The organism is Leucobacter albus, from assembly GCF_039528015.1.
Classification (GTDB): domain Bacteria; phylum Actinomycetota; class Actinomycetes; order Actinomycetales; family Microbacteriaceae; genus Leucobacter; species Leucobacter albus.
The window spans coordinates 159,779-173,387 of the sequence record NZ_BAAAKZ010000013.1; the positions used below are offsets into that span (position 1 = coordinate 159,779).

Below are 13,609 nucleotides of genomic sequence, written 5' to 3' on the forward strand. Positions count from 1 at the left end.
AGAGCGCGCAGAACGCGCTAAACGGAGTACCCCCGCCGCGCGGAGCGCCCGAAGCGCCCCGTGTGCGCGGCCCGGCGCGGTCACCGGTGGCCTCCGGCCTCGGCGAGCTCGAGGGTGCCACGCTCGCCGACGCGTAGCTCACCGAGATCGGCGATGCGATGCCGCCCACCGCTGCGTTCAACGTGCACCACCAGGTCGAGCGCCGTCGCCTGGCGTGCGAGCGCTGCCGCAGTGAGCCCGGCAAGCATGCCGAGCGCCTCGAGGCGCGCAGGCACCTCGGCGAGGCGGTTCGCGTGCAGTGTGCCTGCACCGCCCCGGTGCCCCGTGTTCAGCGCCGCGAGCAGCGTGGCGACCTCGGCCCCGCGGCACTCCCCCAGCACGATGCGGTCGGGCCGCATGCGCAGCGCCTCGCGCAGCAACTGCTCGAGGCCAACCTCGCCTGCTCCCTCGATGTTTGCCTGCCGCGCCTCGAGCGCGACATGGTGGGGGTGAGTCGGGCGCAGCTCTGCAACGTCTTCGATCGACACGATTCGTTCGTTCGCAGGGGCGAGCCCAAGCAGCGCATTGAGCAGCGTGGTTTTGCCGGTGCCAGCGCCGCCGGTAATGAGCAGGTTCTTGCGTTCGGCAACTTCGCGGCGCAGCGTGGCAGCTGTGCGCTCGTCGCACAGCCCGCCGCGCGCGAGTTCTGCGAGCGTCGGCACGCTCACGGCGGGGAGCCGAATCGAGATGGCGGTGCCTGCGACCGCAACGGGGTCGAGCACCGCGTGCACGCGAATGCCGTCGCCCAACCGCACGTCGGCGCAGGGGTGCAGCTCGTCGAGGTGCCTGCCGCCCGCGGCGATCAGCGCGATCGCGAGGTGCCGCAGCTCTATCGAGGCGACCTGCCACCCTGGCACGGGTTCGGCGCCGCCCCCGCGATCCACCCACAACCGCCCGATGTCGCCCCGCGCGTGCAGCATCACGTCGCGCACTCGGGGGTCGTCGATGAGGGGGAGCAGGCCGCCGAGGGCGCGCCTGGCGTCGCTGCCGATTGCGGTGGATCGGGGGTCAACCAGCGCGGAGATGTTCTGAGTCATGGCAGCAACCCAACCCGACAACCGCGGCGGCGCCACGGCCACCGCCGCGAATGTGGGCGCCCGCGCCGCGCCCCTCCTTTCGGGGGGACTGTGGACGAAGCTTGGGGGTCTAACATTGACCCAGACAATGACGTTTCAGATTGAAAGGGTAGCCATGAGCGACGATCACGGCACTATCGAAAGTCTTTCCTCCCTCGCCCACGATGCGCAGGAGAGCTACCCGCCGGCGGCCGACTTCCGCGCCGCGGCGAACCAGAACTCCTCAGACATCTACCTGCGCGCAGCGGCCGACCCCGAGGGGTACTGGGCCGAGCAGGCTCAGCAGCGTCTCAGTTGGAAGAAGCCGTTCACCGAGGTGCTCGACTGGACGAACCCGCCCTTCGCGAAATGGTTTGCAAACGGCGAGCTCAATGTCGCCGAGAACTGCCTCGACCGCCACGTCGCGAACGGGCTCGGCGATCGCGTCGCCTACTACTTCGAGGGTGAGCCAGGCGACAGTCGCTCCATCACGTACGCCGAGCTGACGCACGAGGTGAAGCGCGCGGCAAACATGCTCGCGAGCCTCGGCGTGACCGCCGGCGACCGGGTGGCGATCTACATGCCCCTCATCCCCGAAACCGTCATCGCGATGCTCGCGGTCGTGCGCCTCGGGGCCGCCCACTCGGTCGTGTTCGGCGGGTTCAGCGCCGAGAGCCTCAGGGCGCGCATCGACGACGTCGAGGCAGAGCTCGTCATCACCGCAGACGGCGGCTACCGCAAGGGCCGCGTCTCGCCGCTCAAGCCGGTCGTCGACCAGGCGCTCGTGTTCGACAACGCCGACGGCAAGCCGAGCACCGTCAAGAACGTGCTCGTCGTGAAGCGCGGCGGCAACGACATCGACATGGTCGCCGGGCGCGACCTCTGGTGGCACGAAGAGATCACGGCGTACGACGGTGAGCACACCGCGCAGGGCTTCCCAGCAGAGAACCCGCTGTTCATTCTCTACACCTCGGGCACCACCGGCAAGCCAAAGGGCATTCTGCACACAACCGGCGGGTACCTCACCCAGGTGGCAACCACCCACAGCGACATCTTCGATCTCAAGCCCGAGAGCGACGTGTACTGGTGCACCGCCGACGTCGGTTGGGTCACGGGGCACAGCTACGGCGTCTACGGGCCGCTCGCGAACGGCGCGACACAGGTCATGTACGAGGGCACCCCAGACACCCCCAATTGGGGTCGCTGGTGGGAGATCATTCAGAAGTACAAGGTCTCGATCTTCTACACGGCGCCAACGGCGATCCGGTCGTGCATGAAGGTCGGCCGGCAGGTTCCGGAGCAGTACGACCTGTCGAGCCTGCGCCTGCTCGGCAGCGTCGGCGAGCCGATCAACCCCGAGGCTTGGCGCTGGTACCACGACGTCATCGGCGCGGGCAAGACCCCCATCGTCGACACCTGGTGGCAGACCGAGACGGGGGCGATCATGATCTCGCCGCTGCCGGGGCTCACGACGCTCAAGCCCGGCAGCGCCCAGATCGCGCAGCCGGGCATCTCGGTCGCCGTCGTCGACGATGAGGGCAATCCAGTCTCGAACGGCAACGGCGGCCTGCTCGTCGTCGAGCGGCCGTGGCCGTCGATGGTGCGAAATGTGTGGGGAGACCCGCAGCGCTTCATCGACACCTACTGGGATAAGTTCGGCGACAAGTACTTCGCGGGCGACGGTGCGCGCCTCGACGAAGACGGCGATATCTGGTTCCTCGGCCGCGTCGACGACGTGATGAACGTCTCGGGCCACCGGCTGTCTACAACAGAGATCGAGTCGTCGCTCGTCGGCCACCACGCTGTCGCCGAGGCCGCGGTCGTCGGCGCAGACGACGAGACGACCGGCCAGCGGGTAGTTGCTTTTGTATGTATCAAAACTCAACAGGAAATTTTGGCACCTGAAGATGCTGAAGTTGTGTTGAAGAAACATGTTGCTGATCTCATTGGGGCAATTGCTCGCCCTGCAAATGTCTATGTAGTGAATGAGCTTCCGAAGACTCGTTCAGGAAAGATCATGCGACGCCTACTGAAAGATGTAGCTGAAGGCAAGACTGTTGGAGACGTTACAACACTGGCTGACACTGTAGCGATCACGGCAATCGCTAAACAGGTATCAGGCAACTAGCGAGCGTTTTGCTAGAACTTGCGATTAGCGAAACCTACTAGATCTAGTCAGATAATTTCACTAGATCTAGTCAGTTAGTTTCACTAGATCTAGTGCACCAACTCGCACTAGATCTAGTGAAATTGCTAGCAAGTTGCGCTACATCTAGTGTTACTCGCTAGTGCTTGGTTAGTAACTTTGGCTAGCATCTAGGCTAGATTAGTGTGGGTAATTGCCGAAGTTCGTGACTAGCGTACAGACTAACGACCGAAGTGCTTATTGGAACTCTCGTCTAGTGATTTCACTAGTGACTCACGTTTCACTAGTCTAGTAAACCGCACTAGATCTAGCGTTCTAGTGCGGACTAGATCTAGCACGCTAGCTAGCGTTTTAGCCAGCTAATCTGACTAGATCTAGCAAATCTGACTAGAACTTAGCGTTCTAGCACGCACTAGGACTAGCACGCTAGCTAGCGCTTGAGGCAAGTGCTACGTCTAGCAAATCTGACTAGAACTTAGCGCGCCGGACTAGATTTAGTGTTTTCTTGAACAACGTCATCTTGACTTAAGTTCGCCCGACTCTGACGCATAGGTTTAGATGCCTTGTCGCTAACTCGAGGATGCTGTCTAAGCGAAACAAAGCGCTATTGTGCGTATTTGTATGACCTCACGAGCTAACAGCTTAGATCGTCTTCTACAGCGTTGTCACTAGTGCCCGTTAGCATCTGCTCATGAGGAAAACACTAGCAACCACAATCATTATCCTCACTGCGCTTTCGCTTACGGGCTGCGGTGGAGGATCAGCAGGTGTCTCAGACTCTTTACCTACTGAAAGCGAGCAAGATCGGGACTCTAGCGCAAACGAAATAGGTGTGATGGTTGGTGAAGGTCTTAGCGATTCATGGAACCAACTACGCGATTTCGGCAAAGGTGTATGGGAGGGGATGAAAAGTTCTACAGAACACTAGACCTCAAGCGCTCACAAAAAATCCCCAACGTAAAATGCGTTGGGGATTCTTGTTTAGACGGAAATGGTGATTGTGCCTAATGCACGAAGATCATCCACAGTGGGACGACGAGTAGCATCAGGCAACTTGTTAAAGCGTTTAGCCATTTTCTCGATCTTCATGCCGAGCGCTTCAGCAAGATCGTCAGCGGTACCACTGAAATCATCAGGCAATGTTTTACCTGAAATGTCTTCGAGTTTATGCACCATGCCATAGATGAACTTCTTGTCGCCAACTAAACCAGTTGCAGTGAAAGCTCTTTTGCGTTGGTAGCTTCGTCTCAACGCTTCATGCTTTCTGCGCCTGTCCTCTTGAGCCACCTGATAAGCATCGTCTTCCTCATACGTAACAGATTCGGCTAAATAGTATTCGATTGGCTCGCGATCAATTACTTCGGGTTCATCAGTTTCATGATTCCAGACAAGCGTGGTTACGAACTTGAATCCGTTTTTCTTTGCCCACTTGTATGCGCCAGCGCTGATTTTGTCATTCATGTTTTCTCCTTAATTGAAATGAATGAAGCTTCTATCGCTTTGACTTTTAGAGCGCTAACGCTTTGTGTACGGAACAGCGATATTCATTCAAACAATGGAGGTCGCTATGACTAATGGAACACACCTGAATACGAGCACTGGAAATACATATGCGTGCAGCAAGGCCGAATGCGCCTCACTGCACTACGCTTCACCAGCAGAAGGCAGAGCAGCCTACGAGAAGATGATGGAGGCTTACACGCTCCCGAAACCTCTTCGCAAGAAACCTAAATCGCTTGAGGACGATTTCGCTAGCTTCATGAATTCGAGCAAAGCAAAGGCAGCTCCGCTTGATCGTGGTGACTGGCGAGGTGATCAAGCTCGCGCCGCTTTGCTTAACGGAGACCTTGCGGCTGATCAAATGATCTCTGATGAAGTCTCTGGTTATTACGAGCCTGACGAGTACGAGCCTGAATAAACAGCTATCCCCCGCAAAGTGAAGAACTCTGCGGGGGATAACTAGTTCAGCGGCTAACGCTTCGCGGCGAGGTTTACGCCAGTGCCCGAATCGTCATAAGGCGTCTTATCAAAATTGGTTAATGGAAGGATGAGGAGCTTTTCCTTCTCGATCAAGCCGTACTTCTTGTCAGCAACCTTAAGACGGCTAATCGCCTTTTGATTGTTGGTGAAGTAAACCACTTTGGAATAGACAGGCATCTTCGCTGCAAACTCTTGTGACCACAGTTCAAGCATGGCTTCATACCCAATGGTTGTCTTTGGCTTACGCTCTATCTCGATTGCGTAAGAGCGCGGAGCTACGCCAGTACGTTTGTGCTCGAAGTTCACGACTAAATCAGGATGGTGATGGGCTTTAGCAAAGCGATGCTCCGCTCCAACTTGGCTAAGCGCTACAGTCCAAAAGGCAGGTTGCTCTTCAAGCACTTCATCCCAACTAGTGCGCCCCTCTTGCAAACGCTCTAGAACATCTCGCTTCATACCCTCACGCCATGCAACAAAGCTTGATTTCGCTCTATCCTCCCGCTTTGCTTCAGCATCAAGCTCATTCATCACTGATGACCACGCAGAGCGCACTTCGTACTCTGAGATAATCTCATCAAATGAGCCACAATCAAGCGGCTTAATGAAAGGCATTGGACTAAGCAGGATGGCAGCTATTTGGGAAATGGCTAGCGTATGAGGAAGCTCAGAGAGATTATGGTCACGCTTATAGCTCGGATCAACTTCGTTATCTCTGATCAAGAATCCCATGAGCTGAGCTTGAGCTACACCAGCTTTTGTCACAGCCCAAAGTGATTCATAGCCTCTATAGACAATGCGCGTAATCATGCCGGCTTCGGCTAAACCAAGCAAGCGTCGATTCATGGTGGCGATTGAGACAAATCTCTTCGTTCCGTCGATGTATGAAAGCCGTGAAAGCTGCTCTGTATTAGCTACTCGCATCTTTGCTAAGAACGCTAGTACTACGCCATCCTTGTCTGTGAATGTCTTTCGCTTGTATGTAGGGTTCTTGTGTTTCTTACGCCCATCGGATACTAGCCCTACATCTTTCTTTGCTTGAAGTTCTGCTTCCTCCGCGGCACTCCGCACTGGTTTATCCCACGGCATAGGCTCGTCTGAATAATCGAGCATAGGGTTGATGATTTCGTTCATGATTCCACTCCTTCAGTTGGTTGAAGTGGAATATCAACAAGAATTGATCAGGTATGGATCACCACTTGCACACCAGTTACACACCACTGCGAAAAGGGGTGTTTACGCCCATAGTCATATCCCATGATGATGCGGCCTGAACTATAGAAATTTTGAATCAAGGGAAATCGGCGCGCTAATCTTGGCACCTCCCGGTGGAGGGCATTTAGATACCGTCAAGCAGACTCCTCTGATGACCAAGGAAGCTTCCTGAAGACTGCACGAAGCCACAGTCGATGTGCGACACCAACTCGCCCCTAGACCACCACATTACTTCCACGTGTGACACCACTGGACAATGTGCGACACCACCGCAATGTATGCACACGTAGTACTGCGTGTGACACGTAGTGCTGTTTGAACTTGCATAAGTTCAAGAATGCTAGGCTCACCGTCTAGCACTCCCTGCGGTTAAGCCCCCGCTGTTTAACAGGACTCTTGTGAGGCCGTGGCATTACGGCCTACCAACTACCGAATGTTTAGCGGCGGAAGCAGCGAGCGACAGCGCTTGACCCACGGATATTCCGGTGGTCTTTCTTTTCTTTTTCAGTTAATGTCAACACAAGTTGATATTGATTCTGATGATGTGATTCATACATGATCTCCTTATGCCAAACCCCCGTAGTTTTTGTGATTCTCTACGGGGGTTTGTTGTTTCACTCAAATGACTATGATGTACGTATGGTAGATGTGGACTTCGAGAGTCTTAATGAATATGACCTTCCGACTGCCCTTAGAGGCTACGCACTTAGCACGGCGGATCAAGAAGGTCTCCTTGAAACAGGTAATCGCTTTGCGTGGCGTGCGCTGGCCTGTTATTCAGATCTTGACCCTAATGCGGCAATGAAGCTCGCAAAGCTCGATGATGAGCAGGTTCATCTGTTCTTAGCAGACAACCCAGCGGTAGGTGAAGAAGTTCTGCTTACTCTTGCTGAATATGACGGCTTTGATCTGGGTGAGTTCCTGTGGGATCGTCGAGCTGATAGCGCTGCCCTCGTTGCTAAGCTTGCTGTCTCAAGCAATGACCGTGCATTGCGAATGTTGGCTAGTGATCTTGAAACCACTGGCGAGACGATTGCTCTAGCCCTTTCGATCCGCCGTGATTCTCATCGGACAATGCATTTCATGAAGCACCCGAATACGCCTCTATCAACGCTAGAAGAGTTGACCTCGAACTCGGATATAGAGATAGCTGAATACGCTAAAGAGTTGATTTCGGAGAGAGTTTCTGAGGCTAAATAGCAAAGCTAAGCAATGCTGCTTACTCAATGCATTGATGCATTTTGCCTCTTCTCTTAGCAAGTAAACGCAAGTTGATATTCATACTGTTCGGTTCAAAGCACCTATCACTCATGCTTTCCGAACACTTCCTTTCACAATAGAGATAAACCTGAAGTGCTCTTTTGGCTTTGTGTTCTTCTGGTTGAAAAGCCCCGCTGGCACCTACTCCGCTAGCGGGGCTTTCTCGTTTCATTTTCCTCAAAGCGATAGATATTGTGCCGAAGCCAAAATCGGCCTGATTTTGAGGAGTAGCCATGAGCAAATTTTTCTGGCGTAGCCGCGCGCCACCGGAATTTTTCGTCGTGTCTGTAATCGCATCCAGAACTTGTGTGACACGATCCATGCTGGCAGCATTCTGGTGCTGTGGGGAAAAACGCCGTTGAGAAGATAACGAGCGCGTGCTTTCCCCAATCTGTGAGTTCCTTCGTTGGGTGGGAGTATGCCAATCACTTTTTCAGCAAGGCCGTTCTCGGAATGCGCGAGGTAGAATCTCCCGCCGCGCTACAGAAGTGGGGTTCCGTCTGTAGCAAGTCCCAACACTTACCGCTCGTTTAACATGAGGGTCTTATTGATAACTAGATCTATCTGGTTGCTTAAACCCTGAAACTATGGAGGAACACTCATGTCAAACTTATCTGCACTCGACTTGTCGGGATACAAATGGATTGATGAAAAGTCTTTAGCTTCTTTCGAGCGCTATGTACTTGAATCCAAACTTGGTATCCCTGATTCTGAAACCAATCCTGCTCTAAATGACTCTGATGATTAGCTAAGCCCAACTTCAGCCCTTGCACTTCATTGTGTGAGGGCTTTAGTTATGTGTGAAATTGAATAACAAGCTTCGATTACTGTCTTTCAACTTGATTAGCTCTTTGTATCGCTAGCATCCAGCTCCACATTGCCTTACAGTCTTGGTTCAACGAGTCAAGTTCGATTGATGTGACCGTTGTCTCTATTCCTTCTTTGTATAGAGGCCTATACAGGAAGTCATTCTCTTCATCCGACCATAGAGGTGCTACCTGCATTCCATGGGCGAGCATGTCTCTGACTTTCTTGACTCGATCCCATCGCCGATTGAATTCATTGGCTTCTGGTGAAGCTGCCGGAAATTCGCTCAGAGCTACAGCAGCGAAGCGTAGGTCTTTATCAGATCTAACCTTGTCTGCGAGCATCTTGACCAACGACGGCGGAAGTGTATCTGCGAGCCGCTGTTGTAGAGCTGCTTTGATCATTTCCTGAATGTGTGCGAAGCCTGTCATTAGCGCCACAGTTCGCTCAAGGATCACTGGATACAAGCGGTTCTTACGCTCATCTAGTGTTTCACTCACGGGCAACCCTTTCTGCAAAGTTCACTCACTCCACGCTAACGCTTTGTGTACGGAAACCGATATTGCTTCAAACCGCAAATCAAGGAGCCGTAAATGAACCATCGCTATCACTTCAACCAGAACACTAGTGAAGCTGAATGCTGTGAGCTTATTGCTTGTGCTTTCGCAGAGCACTTCATCACTTCAAATCAAGCTGAATTTGCTGGCCATGCTCTTAAGCTTCGTAATGAAGCTTATCTGCGAGAGGTCAACGCTTTCATCTCTGAACTAGAGGCTTTCGAGGCTCGTGGAATTGCTGGTGGTGAGAAGTAATGAAATACCATCTCTCTGGCAAGCACTGGCGTAGATGCCGTGCAAAATTTCGTGTTGGCGCTGGCGTGGAAAAGTGCATGATTGGTGATTCAGAGCATGTCACTGGCCGTGAAGGAATTGCTCTCGCTGGTGGTGGCGTTGAAGCGCGGTGGGCTGGCGAAGAGGATTCGCTGACGAAAATTTCTGCTCTGCGGCGTGATGGCACTTTTGAAGTGGAAACTCCAACTGGCACGAAAAAGCTCTACCGCGCTGACGGAGTCGCGTTCTCCAGAAAAGAGCGCTTGCGTTATGAGCAAGGTGACGCTGCGAAGCCGCTTACTTCGAGTGAGGGGGAGCTAGCCGCTGCTCGTGCTAATTCCAATGCGAAGCCGCTTTTTGATCTTCCTGAATCGCTTGATGATGGGAAGCCGTAATCGTTTCTATAGATAGCCCTTGCACTTGATTGTGTGAGGGCTTTCTTTTTGTTGCCGCTCACGCTTTGTGTACGGAAGCCGATATTCATCTCAAACGCTACAAAGGAGGCACCATGAGCTGCATTCACCAAAGAACTCGTCTCAAAGCTGATGCTGATGATGAGTACTTGTTCTTCATCGAAGCCGTTAGCGAGTGCGTTCGAGTCGAAATCGAAGAATCACCAGTCGAGCTAGCTTTGCAGATCGCTCATTGGGTGAAGTTTGGAGGCATGAGACGTGCGCTCGATGCTCGTGGCTGGTTTGTGAATGATATGAACATGCGGAATCTCTTGCTGATCTTCTCGCGTTCGCTCTTTCAGAAGTATCCAGCGCTCATGCTTCCTTGCTCTTGCGAGCAATTGTAGCCACCACGTGAGACACGCTAGAACGCTGTCTCTGAATGCTTTAGCCCCTCGATGCATATTTCCCTGCGCAGTGTGTCGAGGGGCTAAGAACGTCTTCTAGAGCTTTTCGGTCTTCGGGTTCTCTGCTTCTTCGCTGGCAATGGATTCTATAGAAATTCGCCAAAATTCGCTCACCTGCTTAGACGTCAAATCTCAATGAGCTAAAGGGGAAGCGGGTGGGTTACATAAACGTACGGATAACAAACCGATATTAGTAACCACGATTAAGGGCGCGGAAAGGGTTACTTATTTCACCCTGCTCGAAATCGCCAACTAGAAACCCGAATAACAAGGAATCACAATGAATATCTCACCACTTACTTCAAGTCACTTCATCCCTACCACTCGCCCTCGCAGTCTTCGCTTCGAGGCTAATGGGATCACTTACGAAATTGAGCGAATTGAAGCGTCTTTCCGCCCTTACGTATGGCATACCTCGAAATTCGGTGAAAACGTCGCTCACGATGATCTAGTGAACGCTGCGGAAACAATGGCTGCTGCACTCAATGTCTCAACTTCATTTGCTCTTGAAGCTCTCAAGAGTCTTTAAACCAAAGGAAAACGAAATGACTATTTATGGCTACGCCCGTACTTCAACTAGCAAGCAAGAACTTGGTCTTGATGCTCAAACAAAGGCGCTGAAGGATTCAGGCTGCGACGAGATCATTCAAGATGCTAATCAGAAAGGCATGACTGCGCTTCGTGAAAGTCCAGTGTGGCTTGAACTTAATGAGCGTTTAGTTGATGGTGACGTTCTCAAGATCTACTCTTCGTCTCGTCTTGGCCGGAAGAGCTATGAAGTTCAATATGTCGTAGGAATGCTTATTGAGCGAGGCATCACAGTTTACATCCTCGATAGGAATCTCACACTAGACAATCTCGACAATCTCGATCAAAGCATTTCGCTGGCGTTCTCTAGCGTCGTTGACCATAACGAGAATGTTGCTCGTAATGAGCGTACTCGTGCTGCTCTACAAGTGAAGAAGGATGCGAAGTACAAGTTAGGACGACCACCTTCACTACGAGACAAAGAAATTGAACTGATTTTGACTCTCCACAACAAAGGATTGGGCGCAAAGACAATTTGCAAGCTTGTAGAAGTGAAGCGCGCTAGTGGGAAAACCTCAAAGGTGGCTGCGGCCACTGTTCGCAAAGTTATTGCTGGCGATTATCAATCTCGTGAGGAATGGGAGCGCTACAACAAATCCCGTGATCTAGCACTTCTGCGCGGAACCAACTAACTGCACCGACTAATCACTACCACCTGAAAACAAGGACAGAAAGGTCATGAATGAACCAACTCAACTAGAACTCAATTCCAACTATGGCTACATCTATGAAATCGAATGCTTACTAACAGGGCATCTTTACATCGGAAAACATACGCCGAAGCCGAATGAGGATTGGCGAACCTATTTAGGGTCATCGAAAGCGCTACGAAGCGACCAGCGATACTTCGGTAAAGAGTACTTCACAAAGCGTCTCATCGAGTGGGCTGACTCCGCACACGATCTTGCTCTCAAGGAAGAAAGAGCAATTCATGCGCTCGTGAATTCCGGTAAGCAGCACTACAACTTTTCAAGTGAAGACGGCTATCTCTATGCGCTCACTCCCGAAGCTGCTAGGACAATGACGATCCACCGCTTGTCCTACCGAAATCTCAAAGGCCTTAAGGATCAACGCTCGCTTTTGATTGATCAGATTGTTGCTGACCCTACTAATGCTGACATCTACAGAGAACGAGTCAAGCTCTTCTCTGATGCTGTAGAAATTCTCTACTTTCGAGCTGAACTGCATCGGGCTATTAAAGAGGCTGACCTTCGCACAAGTGCTAAGCCGGAGCAACTAAAAACTACGACTTCGTGCGCTCGAATGCCGAAGAACCGCCATTCGGAAAGCACTCCATCTTGGAGAAGTGACCTTGGCTACTAACACTTTGTGTACGGAAGCCGATATTGAAAACAACTATCAAGGAGATACAAAATGAAAACCAAACACCAGATTGCACTAGCATCCGCTGGAGCCGCAGTATTAGCGCTCTCTATGATCGCTCCAAGCGCTCAAGCAGGATCACTAGAAACTGGCAAGTTTTGCGTTCAAGCAGTGAATGTGAAAGAGCCAAAATTCAAAAGCAAGGGTGATCTAGGAAATTGTGATGACTTCCTCAAGACAGTCACCCCTCCTACTGATCCGAATCCACCAGTAACTACACCACCAGAACAAGAAGAGAATGAAGATGATGTGGATGAAAGCCTCAAGACCATGAGAGAGACACATAGCCTTCTTGTCTACTTAGAAGGTGAAGGCATGAATAGCTCAACGAAAACTTCTGTCCGTGTCTTTGATGAAGCGGGGAAACTGTTAGGTGAGAAGAACGTTGTGGGGGATACTGTAGCGGCACGTGACTTCGGAATCAATATTGCAACAAAAGACGTTCAGCCGAGAGATTATGTGAAACTTGATCGCCGTGACTGGACTGTAGAGATTGAACGCAATGGTTTGACAAAGAAGGTTGTCCTCGGACCTGAGCATGCCGGTGGCAGAATTGGAGATGCCATGCTTGGAAAGATCAAGTTCATTTCCAACGAATTTCGTGGTGTAGTTTTCCGCCAAGGTGAGATAGTAATCGGAAAAGCAAAGCAATGGCATAAATACTCTGAGTTCGGACTAAAGACCCCTAATTCTGCCGTGCATGACTTCTATCTAGCTATTGACTCTCAGGATCAGCTCATTGGTGATTACACAATGAAGATAACTAACCTAAAGAGTGGTCAGGCATATGACATCTCAGGTACTAAAGATTTCACTTCACGAGGTGAGCGAGTACGAATCTATGATTCATCTGCCAAGCATGATGAGCAAGTTCCTTACCGTGTAGAGATTTCGATGCATGGGAAAACTGTCTTCAAAGAGTTCGCCTCCTCTAGCAAATCGGTTTATCCAAGAATGCTCAACGGCAAATTGCAGTGGTCATATGCTGGAGTTGCAATGGATCGTTATTTCAAGGCTAGATGGGATACTACAGATATTCTTCCAGTGGTCTAAATCGTCTCTTTCTCTTTACTAATCAAAGGCCCCGCACCATTAAGTGCGGGGCCTTTTTGCTGGGTCTATAGCTAACGCTTTGTGTACGGAAGACGCTTTGTCGATGCTTTGGCTAGTGGCTATCTCGCTCAATGAAGCATTGCTTCCTTATGACTCCACACAAAGTGCACTAGTGGAAAAAGGTTGCTGAAATGCTGCTTTTCCCTGCTGTGGCTCGTTGCTAGCATTGGCCTCTCAGAGCGCTGTAGAAAGAAGCCTTTTGAGCTAATTCTCCTAGTGATTGAAAAGCCATATCTATGGCTCAAATAGTTTGCTTAGCCGGTTGACAAGCTTAGTGAGCCTGTCATTGTAGCTACATCACCGCTTACAGCAAACACTCACGATAGGAACTGATCAA

16 protein-coding genes are annotated in these 13,609 nt (G+C 51.8%); 11 read left to right on the top strand and 5 right to left on the bottom strand.

All coding sequences use genetic code 11. The features are described from left to right. Nucleotides 1-80: 80 nt before the first annotated feature. Nucleotides 81-1,076 (bottom strand): TadA family conjugal transfer-associated ATPase, encoded by a 996-nt coding sequence (locus tag ABD115_RS13875; RefSeq protein ID WP_343961855.1) that lies wholly within the window; start codon nucleotides 1,074-1,076, stop codon nucleotides 81-83. 154 nt (nucleotides 1,077-1,230) lie between these two features. Here ABD115_RS13875 and acs point away from each other — a divergent pair, with 154 nt between their 5' ends. Then, nucleotides 1,231-3,222, top strand: a complete 1,992-nt coding sequence (gene acs, locus ABD115_RS13880; RefSeq protein WP_343961858.1) for an acetate--CoA ligase — start codon at nucleotides 1,231-1,233, stop codon at nucleotides 3,220-3,222. Between the two features lie 999 nt (nucleotides 3,223-4,221). Here acs and ABD115_RS13885 read toward each other — a convergent pair. Beyond that, on the bottom strand, nucleotides 4,222-4,701 hold the full coding sequence (locus ABD115_RS13885) for a hypothetical protein (RefSeq protein ID WP_343961860.1): 480 nt from the start codon (nucleotides 4,699-4,701) through the stop codon (nucleotides 4,222-4,224). 106 nt (nucleotides 4,702-4,807) lie between these two features. On the opposite strand from ABD115_RS13885, the gene ABD115_RS13890 reads away from it, so the two are divergent. Next, complete coding sequence (locus tag ABD115_RS13890) at nucleotides 4,808-5,158, top strand: hypothetical protein (protein WP_343961862.1); 351 nt, start codon at nucleotides 4,808-4,810, stop codon at nucleotides 5,156-5,158. A 53-nt stretch (nucleotides 5,159-5,211) separates the two neighbouring features. Here ABD115_RS13890 and ABD115_RS13895 read toward each other — a convergent pair whose 3' ends face one another. Further along, nucleotides 5,212-6,351, bottom strand: coding sequence for a replication-relaxation family protein (locus tag ABD115_RS13895; RefSeq protein WP_343961864.1), 1,140 nt, complete (start codon nucleotides 6,349-6,351; stop codon nucleotides 5,212-5,214). A gap of 720 nt (nucleotides 6,352-7,071) precedes the next feature. Between ABD115_RS13895 and ABD115_RS13900 the strand changes: the two genes are divergently transcribed. Further along, a complete protein-coding gene (locus ABD115_RS13900; protein WP_343961866.1) occupies nucleotides 7,072-7,632 on the top strand; it encodes a hypothetical protein in 561 nt (186 codons plus the stop codon). Nucleotides 7,633-7,651: 19 nt separating this feature from the next. On the opposite strand, the gene ABD115_RS13905 is transcribed toward ABD115_RS13900, so the two are convergent. Then, nucleotides 7,652-8,014: a hypothetical protein gene (locus ABD115_RS13905; RefSeq protein WP_343961868.1), complete on the bottom strand. Its 363-nt coding sequence runs from the start codon at nucleotides 8,012-8,014 to the stop codon at nucleotides 7,652-7,654. A 279-nt stretch (nucleotides 8,015-8,293) separates the two neighbouring features. Here ABD115_RS13905 and ABD115_RS13910 point away from each other — a divergent pair, with 279 nt between their 5' ends. Continuing rightward, a complete protein-coding gene (locus ABD115_RS13910) occupies nucleotides 8,294-8,440 on the top strand; it encodes a hypothetical protein (RefSeq protein WP_343961870.1) in 147 nt (48 codons plus the stop codon). 76 nt (nucleotides 8,441-8,516) lie between these two features. Here ABD115_RS13910 and ABD115_RS13915 read toward each other — a convergent pair whose 3' ends face one another. After that, nucleotides 8,517-8,999 (bottom strand): hypothetical protein, encoded by a 483-nt coding sequence (locus tag ABD115_RS13915; RefSeq protein ID WP_343961872.1) that lies wholly within the window; start codon nucleotides 8,997-8,999, stop codon nucleotides 8,517-8,519. 93 nt (nucleotides 9,000-9,092) lie between these two features. On the opposite strand from ABD115_RS13915, the gene ABD115_RS13920 reads away from it, so the two are divergent. The 7 genes from ABD115_RS13920 (at nucleotide 9,093) to ABD115_RS13950 (ending at nucleotide 13,212) form a co-directional block, all read left to right on the top strand. Further along, the gene (locus ABD115_RS13920; RefSeq protein WP_343961874.1) at nucleotides 9,093-9,311 is read left to right on the top strand and encodes a hypothetical protein; all 219 of its coding nucleotides are present in this window, start codon (nucleotides 9,093-9,095) and stop codon (nucleotides 9,309-9,311) included. Continuing rightward, on the top strand, nucleotides 9,311-9,724 hold the full coding sequence (locus ABD115_RS13925; protein WP_343961877.1) for a hypothetical protein: 414 nt from the start codon (nucleotides 9,311-9,313) through the stop codon (nucleotides 9,722-9,724). Before ABD115_RS13920 ends, ABD115_RS13925 begins: the two co-directional genes overlap by 1 nt. A 113-nt stretch (nucleotides 9,725-9,837) precedes the next feature. Beyond that, nucleotides 9,838-10,128 carry a hypothetical protein gene (locus tag ABD115_RS13930; protein ID WP_343961878.1) on the top strand — a complete coding sequence of 97 codons (291 nt, stop codon included), beginning with the start codon at nucleotides 9,838-9,840 and terminating at the stop codon, nucleotides 10,126-10,128. Between the two features lie 340 nt (nucleotides 10,129-10,468). After that, nucleotides 10,469-10,717 (top strand): hypothetical protein, encoded by a 249-nt coding sequence (locus tag ABD115_RS13935; RefSeq protein WP_343961880.1) that lies wholly within the window; start codon nucleotides 10,469-10,471, stop codon nucleotides 10,715-10,717. Between the two features lie 16 nt (nucleotides 10,718-10,733). Continuing rightward, the gene (locus ABD115_RS13940; protein ID WP_343961881.1) at nucleotides 10,734-11,408 is read left to right on the top strand and encodes a recombinase family protein; all 675 of its coding nucleotides are present in this window, start codon (nucleotides 10,734-10,736) and stop codon (nucleotides 11,406-11,408) included. 46 nt (nucleotides 11,409-11,454) lie between these two features. Beyond that, on the top strand, nucleotides 11,455-12,099 hold the full coding sequence (locus ABD115_RS13945) for a hypothetical protein (RefSeq protein WP_343961884.1): 645 nt from the start codon (nucleotides 11,455-11,457) through the stop codon (nucleotides 12,097-12,099). A 51-nt stretch (nucleotides 12,100-12,150) separates the two neighbouring features. After that, nucleotides 12,151-13,212 carry a hypothetical protein gene (locus tag ABD115_RS13950; protein ID WP_343961886.1) on the top strand — a complete coding sequence of 354 codons (1,062 nt, stop codon included), beginning with the start codon at nucleotides 12,151-12,153 and terminating at the stop codon, nucleotides 13,210-13,212. The last annotated feature ends 397 nt before the right edge of the window (nucleotides 13,213-13,609 follow it).

Bases quoted from the DNA above. Each gene is read 5' to 3' on its own strand.
- ABD115_RS13945 (WP_343961884.1), top strand. From the start codon at position 11,455: ATGAATGAACCAACTCAACTAGAACTCAATTCCAACTATGGCTACATC.
- ABD115_RS13885 (WP_343961860.1), bottom strand. From the start codon at position 4,701: ATGAATGACAAAATCAGCGCTGGCGCATACAAGTGGGCAAAGAAAAAC.
- ABD115_RS13905 (WP_343961868.1), bottom strand. From the start codon at position 8,014: ATGGATCGTGTCACACAAGTTCTGGATGCGATTACAGACACGACGAAA.
- ABD115_RS13890 (WP_343961862.1), top strand. From the start codon at position 4,808: ATGACTAATGGAACACACCTGAATACGAGCACTGGAAATACATATGCG.
- ABD115_RS13935 (WP_343961880.1), top strand. From the start codon at position 10,469: ATGAATATCTCACCACTTACTTCAAGTCACTTCATCCCTACCACTCGC.
- ABD115_RS13925 (WP_343961877.1), top strand. From the start codon at position 9,311: ATGAAATACCATCTCTCTGGCAAGCACTGGCGTAGATGCCGTGCAAAA.
- ABD115_RS13875 (WP_343961855.1), bottom strand. From the start codon at position 1,076: ATGACTCAGAACATCTCCGCGCTGGTTGACCCCCGATCCACCGCAATC.
- ABD115_RS13910 (WP_343961870.1), top strand. From the start codon at position 8,294: ATGTCAAACTTATCTGCACTCGACTTGTCGGGATACAAATGGATTGAT.
- ABD115_RS13895 (WP_343961864.1), bottom strand. From the start codon at position 6,351: ATGAACGAAATCATCAACCCTATGCTCGATTATTCAGACGAGCCTATG.
- ABD115_RS13920 (WP_343961874.1), top strand. From the start codon at position 9,093: ATGAACCATCGCTATCACTTCAACCAGAACACTAGTGAAGCTGAATGC.
- acs (WP_343961858.1), top strand. From the start codon at position 1,231: ATGAGCGACGATCACGGCACTATCGAAAGTCTTTCCTCCCTCGCCCAC.
- ABD115_RS13940 (WP_343961881.1), top strand. From the start codon at position 10,734: ATGACTATTTATGGCTACGCCCGTACTTCAACTAGCAAGCAAGAACTT.
- ABD115_RS13900 (WP_343961866.1), top strand. From the start codon at position 7,072: ATGGTAGATGTGGACTTCGAGAGTCTTAATGAATATGACCTTCCGACT.
- ABD115_RS13950 (WP_343961886.1), top strand. From the start codon at position 12,151: ATGAAAACCAAACACCAGATTGCACTAGCATCCGCTGGAGCCGCAGTA.
- ABD115_RS13930 (WP_343961878.1), top strand. From the start codon at position 9,838: ATGAGCTGCATTCACCAAAGAACTCGTCTCAAAGCTGATGCTGATGAT.